Raw genomic sequence first — 7,051 nt, 5'->3', positions numbered from 1 at the left:
CTTGAGACTCTCTACCATTGTTCTCTTGCTGATGTCCATTATTTCCTTTTATTTGCTTCGGTTGCTGTTCCTTGTATTGCTTTTGTTCTATATACTCCTGCTTATCATGTATTTTTTCTTTTACAGGAGACGAATCCGATGATATATCAGGAGATGACTTTTGTTGCGAATGTATCTCCTCATCGCGCTCCTCTTGATTAGACGGCGGTGCAGGAGGAGTAAGTGATTTCTGCTTCTCATTCTCTCGCTTTATATAAACACCTGTGCCAACTCCTGCTTTCATGGCATTCTCCCGCATTTGCATCGTACTGCTTTGATATACGACTGAAACATGTTTTGTCTCATACTCTTTCTTTAATTCTTTCATTTCCTTTTCCAACTGTGGTTCTAGCGTCTTGTCCTTTGTAACAGCTGTTAGCATAACTTGCTTATCATTCGTTAAGTACTTATCCTCTTGACTCTGCTTTATAATAGTACGTATTACGTCTTGCAGGTCTTTATTTTCCCATTGCTTTATTTCTTTTAAAATACGCCTTCCATCATCATTACAAGCTCGCAAATCTATAACACGAAGATCCTTTGTTACGCTCACCTCTAAACTTGGATTTATATCCACTGAGACATAAGCAAATACTTTTTCTTCCGGTTGGTTGTAGAAAAACAGCAACACACATAGAAAACAAGTAACAAGTAATGATGCAGGCTTTAAGAAAGAAGGGATTGAAAAACGCGGTGCTCTTTGCTCTTGTTTGTTAAACGAGATTTCCTCTCCAATCATGTAAGAGTGTACTTTTCTTTTAAACGTAATAAACTCTCCATTTGGAGTTAAAACAACTACGCTATGTTTTTTTATATCCATCACAATTCCTTTATTCATCATGCTTCTCCCCTCTTATATAATCAAGAATATATGTATAGTTGTTTGCAAAGATAATACACATTGCTATAATGTATTTTCTATGTCGCTCCAACGTTTTACGACTTACCCTAACACGTGGTTCAATATGTTTCAGCGGTAACTTTTTCTTTCTGAACAGCTCTTCCATCATTTTCTCGTCTTTTATAATAATCTTTACAATTTCTATTAAGTGCTCACGCGTATCACGATGCTTAGGAGATTCCTTAGCAAGCTCTGAAAATGTGATTTTAAACTCAGCTAGCACACTTTGAAAATGAAGAATTTCCTCCTTACGGTTACTATTTTCCATCTCTTTCATATACTCCGAAAGCGATACTTGCATTTCTAATATTTCCTCTTGCTTATCTTCTTTTAAAAAGACAAGATTATGCTTAGACTCCTTACGTATATAGTCAATTACATCTCTTTTTATAAGAAGATCAGCAAACGCTAGAAAAGATTTCCCTTTTTTATATGAATACTGTTCAATTGCTTCGTTAAACGCAAACAACCCAATGCTATATTCATCATCCTGTTCTGTAATATAACGGCGGCAGACAGACGAGATTGATTTTCTAATAAACGGCTGATACTGTACGATAAAAGCTTCCTTATCTCCTCCGTTGTTTTGTATGTTAAATACGATATCTTCTATTTTCGTTTTTTTTAAGATCTTCATTACTAAACTCAACACTAGTAATCTCCCTGCCTCCTTCTGCTTCAAATAGCAAAATGGTCACTAAACAAGTGACCATTTAACCACATTTTCTTAGTACTTTTTTTGGGGCTTGTCTTCTTGTTGTGTTCATATTTTTCACGAGCGACTTTTCAAATGCCTATTTCTTCTACTTGCGCTATAGTGAAGTCTATATTTTTTACCGCTTTATTGTTTTCTTTTGCAATATCACTTGTTCTTCTTGCTCTTTTTCTATTTTATCTGCAATCTTTGAATAACTCTTCTCTATATTTTTGGTAATTTTAGCTTTTTCTTTCATTTGCTTTCTTCACTATACATATTCGAAGAAATAAACAATTTTATGGGGGTCAAAAAATAAAAACCATCAATTTGAAAAAAGATTGTTCAAATTGATGGTTTTCTGTTATATATTAATTTTCATAACTAAGGTTAATCATATGCGCCTTTAATTGTAGTTATCCTTTTTTATGTTACTTCTATTGCAAACATGATACAAGATTTTATCGGCCACCCATCCACTAAAAAACAAATACATGCTTTCACAATTCATATTAGTTAAATTAATATTTTATCCGTTGTTTTATTTCTTTAAAACGAGCATGTATTAATTTCTTGATATCCGGGTGATCCTTATATAAGGTAACGGTATACATTATGGAAGATGCAAGAATAGTAGACCATATTAACCAATCTCCAGCATGAGAAAGAACTTTAAATATTTCACTCGTAAATTGTTCATGTCCCGCATGAAATGTCGGTATGAGAGAGTTAAGGTTGAATAATAATAAAATAACAATCCTGCCCAAAATCATAATAATCCATCCGATAATATACGTATAGCCTCCAACACTACATAATTGATTGTTATGATGAAAAACTTTCACTCTCTTAGCTTGCCAATAACCAACTATCGCTCCTAATATAAGCAAGCTAATTAATTCAATTGTAATGATAAAGTCTAATCTATTTGGAAGACCCATATAAGTTCTGATTATAGCCATGATTGGTATACCAAGAAGATCGGAGCTATCTACTTTCTTCGGGATAAGCTGCCTAATAATCAATACAAGAACGACTACAAGAATAATAATGAAAACTTTATTCATGCGATTAATCCCTCTTTTTTTCTTTTAAATAATACTCAATAAGTTGATTTACTTTTTCTTCTGGATATGATTCTGGTGTTTGAAGGACATGAATTACTAGCCCATCGATAAATCCGTACAGTATCTCTAATTCAAATTCTCTATTGTGACCTGGTGTGACGTATCCTAGATCCCTCATTAAATCTAGAATTATTCCCATAAGATACCTCGTATGGTCATCCATTTTCTCCCGAAGTTCAATAAGTTCTGGGGAACTAAAGGATATACCCAGAAATGTAATCCAAACCTTCCCTTCCAACATTTCTTTTTTATTAGAAGGAATAATAAATTTCATTAATCTTCTAAGTGCTTCTTCTTTCGTTCCCTTAAATTCACTTGTACGAGTGTTTGCCCGTTCTTCCATTCGATTCAATACTAAATTCATTGCATAATGAATTAATTCATTTTTAGACGAAAAATGATGCTGAACAAGTCCAACCGAAATGTTTGCTTCGTCAGCGATTTGCTGTATAGAAGCTTTATCAATACCTTTTTCTAATATTACACGCCAAGTAGCAGTGGCTATCTGATTCTTCCTTTGTATTTGATCAACAATTTTAGGCACTCATATCCTCCTCCCTTTTTATAATATGATCATATTATTTTAGGTTTCACATTGCTATCAAGCTAACAAAACAAAATTCCCCTAAAATAAAAAAATACGGTATTCCTACCGTATCCTCTAAAAAAAGAAACAGCATCTACTAGCATTTTTGAAAAAACGTTAAGTAAAAGTAAGAGCATTACAGTAGCTGGCTTTATTTTTAATATCATTCTTATTCCCCTTACAATCGTTTCAAAAAGATCGTAAATTTTTTCAAGAAGGCTCTTACTGTCGACGTTCAAAAGCAAGACGTACAGCAAGACCTGTCAAGACGCTTGCCATAAGCCAACGCTGTACTCGCAGCCACGTTGGGCGTGTGCCAAACCATTTGGCAACTCTACTTGCTGTAAATACAATTAGGAGGTTGACTATAAAGCTAACCGTTATTTGTGTAAAGCCCAGAACTGCACCTTGTAGAAGCAACGATCCTTTCTCAGGATCTTCAAATTGAGGTAGAAGTGACACATACAAAATAGCAATCTTTGGATTCAGTAGATTAGTCATAAGTCCCATCAGAAATAATTTCCGTGGTGGCTCATTAGAAATAGTACGAGGTTCCATGATAGATGTAGCACCAGGTTTAATCGAATTCCAGGCGAGCCAGAGCAAGTATGCGGCACCTGCCCACTTGACTGCTTCATAGACAGCGGGAACAGCAAGGAAAAGAACTGTAAGTCCAAACATTGTTGCGATTATATAGATTACGAATCCAAGCATGATTCCCAAAAGAGAAATGAATCCTGCCATACGTCCCTGCGTAATGGAACGGGAGATGAGATAAACCATATTAGGCCCAGGTGAACAAACCATGCTAAGTGAAACAAGTGCAAAAGCTAGCAAAGTACTAAAACTGACCATGAATCTCCCCCCCTTTATCTTACATAAATTTCTTATCGTTCATTTTATCATGATTGAAGAGAGAAAAGATTAATGTATGCCTATACATATGAGGTACCATAACGTACTATTATCAGGGTTCAATGTATTTATTATTCTATGAAAAGTCCTCCAGATTTTTTAACTGTGGGACTTTCGTGTTCACATCATTCTCGTCCCCTGAGATTAGGCTTTAAAAGTAACCTATCCATAATGATATTAAAGTTACTACTAACAGGGCAAGAAGAAATATGATATTTCGAATCCACTTTTGTATATCATCAAAATACCGCTCTATAAATACAACGTTGATATAAAACATGAGAAATACAACAAAGAAGGTAAAGTTACCAAATTTATCGTTCAATTTTTCATTGGTAAATGTGCTTACATGAAGGAATAGTAAAACAAAAGTTACTAAGAATAACTCAAATAGCCTTTTTTTGCTCACCCCACCACCCCCTTATAGTAATTTCCTTTTGTTTCATTTTATAAGAACGTCGCGTGTAGCAGACTATGAATATTATACTTATGTGAAAAAAGACTAACAATTCAAGATTGTTAGCCTTAATCGCATCTTTTAAAAAAATAACTCCATACAACAAATGACTGGTTCTTCAACTTGCACTATATTCTCCTTTTATTACAAAAAACGAACCCCGAATTGTTCCAGCAAGTTTAGACTTCTGCCTAGCAAACTTAAACTTCTCTGCTAACTCCTTTGGTATCTCCATTCCCTCAGAAAGCTTAAACCCAACAGCCCGCTTCTTCGGGTTATCCAACGTATACATGACGTTGACTGCAAGACCATCCTCATAGAAGACATAGGCAAATTTAATATTTTCCACTTGAAAACACGATATTTCTAAAGGTTTTGCCGCAAACTCAATATCACGTTCTTCTTTCAAAACGCGGTTCACGTAATCTAGAGTCTCCTCGCTTTCACTAGCTGGTACAACCGTAAATTCATGCTTGTATTTGTTCATAAAGTAACGTGCTTCATGAGCACGTAAACCAGCAAGCGCTTCCGCTATAGGTGAAGACTCTAAGCCAGCTGTAGTTACGTTTTTAAAATCAACGATATCGGACAATTCCATCTCTCCTTTAATCTCTTTACTTCCTAACAACAGGAATCCACATTTCACCAAATACTAAGCCGTTTCGCTGCCCCATCTCAACCGTCGCATTTGGCCCACCAACATAGGCAAAATCCTTAACTTCAGGTAAGACTTGACCAAAGGCAATGCCAGTAAGCTTATTACTTAGCTCCTCAGCCGTCTTGCCTTCCCCTTTAACTACTAAATATTCCCCCATAGGAAACTGGATAACTCTAGATTCTTCTTGTATTTGTGCCTCTGTCATAACACCAGCATAATACATCATCTTGTTATTCACCGCTTCGCTCACAGAAAAAATGTAATCATTTGTAGCTAAATCCTTTAAAGTGTCAAGCCTTCCATCTTGTTTAACGGCCTCCCAAAAGTCTTCTTTTTCTTTATTTATTCCAGCAAAGTCTGTGTATTCGCTCTTAAGTTCAGTTCCAATACCTAACACGATAAAGCTATCTTTTTCTTCTAAAGTATAATTTTTCATCTTCAAAACCTTCCTCTTTTTTAAATTAATCAAATGATTTATCTTTTCATCTGATAAGTTTATAATATCCTTAAATCATGTCAAAAAATGATACTGTTTAGGAGACCAACATGAAAAAAGTTGAACGGATTAATACCATCATGCGGTACATCAACAACCGCTCCCACTTTACAATTTCTGAAATCATACAAGAATTTAACATCTCACGATCGACAGCTATTAGAGACATTAGAGAGATTGAAGCCATGGGGATGCCGCTCGTCGCTGAAGTTGGAAGAGATGGTGGCTATTTTGTCATGCATAACTCTATCCTGCCCGTTGTTCGCTTTACTGATAATGAGGTCAAAGCTCTTTTTATTGCCTTTATGGCCACAAGAAATCAACAACTTCCCTATCTAAAGAGTCGTCAGTCTTTAGCCGAAAAACTACTAGGACTCATCTCAGAAATCCAGCAAGATGACCTTGTTCTTTTAAATCAAATCTTGCTTTTTGAAGGGACTAACCCTCATAATCCTGACCTACTTGAGCTTTCTGACCTCCCCCATCCTATGTTAGAAAAACTCATCCAAATCCTTCTTTTGGATAGCCATTTATTGATTACCATAAAAGAAGAAGCGGAAATCAAGTCTTATCCAATTTATCTACTACACCTTTATCAAGAAAAAAGCCATTGGATAATTGAAGTCTTTGACATAAAAGAAGAAAAAAAGAAGATGCTCCCTGTCGATCATCTCATCAATGTCGAACCCTATACGATGAAAAAGAGATTAAGTAAGAAAATGATTTTAGAAAAACTCAGTAAGAAGGACGAAGCAATCAACCTTGTACTTGAACTTGGTCCAAAAGCGATTGCCCAGTTCAAAAAATACCATCCTTTAAAAATTTCTATTTCCTATACAAATCCTTACCAATCCACAGCTATTTTAAAGACTTTTATCAATGTTAACAATCTCGATGAATTAACAGAAATAACAAATTGGCTACTTTTCCTAGGTAAGGATATCAAAATTAGGGAAGTGCCTGAAGAATTGTTAGAAGGTTTAAAAGAGAGATTATGTTTATACTGCCCATAAGCAGTGACCAGTTACACTCAAAATAATATTGAGTTTGACTAGATGCCAGTTACCCCTATTTAAATACCTAGTAAAAACATTTTATTCGTTACCGCTACTTTAAACGCTCTTCTAAGAATAACGCCAACACAAAAAAAGACATGAACTGGTCTTATCCCCGTCAAG

The 7,051-nt window shown here is 35.2% G+C and carries 9 protein-coding genes; 1 reads left to right on the top strand and 8 read right to left on the bottom strand.

Annotated elements, in window-relative coordinates:
• The 8 genes from V7038_RS15545 to V7038_RS15510 all read right to left on the bottom strand — a co-directional run.
• On the bottom strand, positions 1–877 hold an 877-nt coding region (locus V7038_RS15545; protein ID WP_335470817.1), incomplete at its 3' end, for an anti-sigma factor domain-containing protein.
• Entirely contained in the window at positions 870–1,592 is a 723-nt protein-coding gene (gene sigI, locus V7038_RS15540; protein ID WP_002110953.1) for an RNA polymerase sigma factor SigI, read from the bottom strand. The genes sigI and V7038_RS15545, both read right to left, overlap by 8 nt.
• Positions 1,593–2,155: 563 nt before the next feature.
• Positions 2,156–2,701: a hypothetical protein gene (locus V7038_RS15535; RefSeq protein ID WP_070139730.1), complete on the bottom strand. Its 546-nt coding sequence runs from the start codon at positions 2,699–2,701 to the stop codon at positions 2,156–2,158.
• 4 nt (positions 2,702–2,705) lie between these two features.
• Entirely contained in the window at positions 2,706–3,305 is a 600-nt protein-coding gene (locus V7038_RS15530) for a TetR/AcrR family transcriptional regulator (RefSeq protein WP_002110955.1), read from the bottom strand.
• A gap of 264 nt (positions 3,306–3,569) precedes the next feature.
• Positions 3,570–4,202: a LysE family translocator gene (locus V7038_RS15525; RefSeq protein ID WP_002110956.1), complete on the bottom strand. Its 633-nt coding sequence runs from the start codon at positions 4,200–4,202 to the stop codon at positions 3,570–3,572.
• A 211-nt stretch (positions 4,203–4,413) separates the two neighbouring features.
• On the bottom strand, positions 4,414–4,671 hold the full coding sequence (locus V7038_RS15520) for a DUF3963 domain-containing protein (RefSeq protein WP_070170448.1): 258 nt from the start codon (positions 4,669–4,671) through the stop codon (positions 4,414–4,416).
• Between the two features lie 166 nt (positions 4,672–4,837).
• Complete coding sequence (locus V7038_RS15515) at positions 4,838–5,347, bottom strand: phage tail protein (RefSeq protein ID WP_070170449.1); 510 nt, start codon at positions 5,345–5,347, stop codon at positions 4,838–4,840.
• A complete protein-coding gene (locus V7038_RS15510; RefSeq protein ID WP_033710900.1) occupies positions 5,334–5,813 on the bottom strand; it encodes a GyrI-like domain-containing protein in 480 nt (159 codons plus the stop codon). Before V7038_RS15510 ends, V7038_RS15515 begins: the two co-directional genes overlap by 14 nt.
• A 110-nt stretch (positions 5,814–5,923) precedes the next feature.
• Here V7038_RS15510 and V7038_RS15505 point away from each other — a divergent pair, with 110 nt between their 5' ends.
• Positions 5,924–6,886: a helix-turn-helix transcriptional regulator gene (locus V7038_RS15505; RefSeq protein ID WP_070170450.1), complete on the top strand. Its 963-nt coding sequence runs from the start codon at positions 5,924–5,926 to the stop codon at positions 6,884–6,886.
• Positions 6,887–7,051: the final 165 nt, after the last annotated feature.

This window comes from Bacillus sp. JJ783, assembly GCF_036963225.1.
GTDB classification, from domain to species: domain Bacteria; phylum Bacillota; class Bacilli; order Bacillales; family Bacillaceae_G; genus Bacillus_A; species Bacillus_A cereus_U.
This window is presented reverse-complemented; position numbering and strand designations above follow the sequence as displayed.

Excerpts from the sequence above, each read along its gene's own strand:
- V7038_RS15535 (WP_070139730.1), bottom strand. The coding sequence starts at position 2,701 with ATGAATAAAGTTTTCATTATTATTCTTGTAGTCGTTCTTGTATTGATT.
- V7038_RS15525 (WP_002110956.1), bottom strand. The coding sequence starts at position 4,202 with ATGGTCAGTTTTAGTACTTTGCTAGCTTTTGCACTTGTTTCACTTAGC.
- V7038_RS15510 (WP_033710900.1), bottom strand. The coding sequence starts at position 5,813 with ATGAAAAATTATACTTTAGAAGAAAAAGATAGCTTTATCGTGTTAGGT.
- V7038_RS15505 (WP_070170450.1), top strand. The coding sequence starts at position 5,924 with ATGAAAAAAGTTGAACGGATTAATACCATCATGCGGTACATCAACAAC.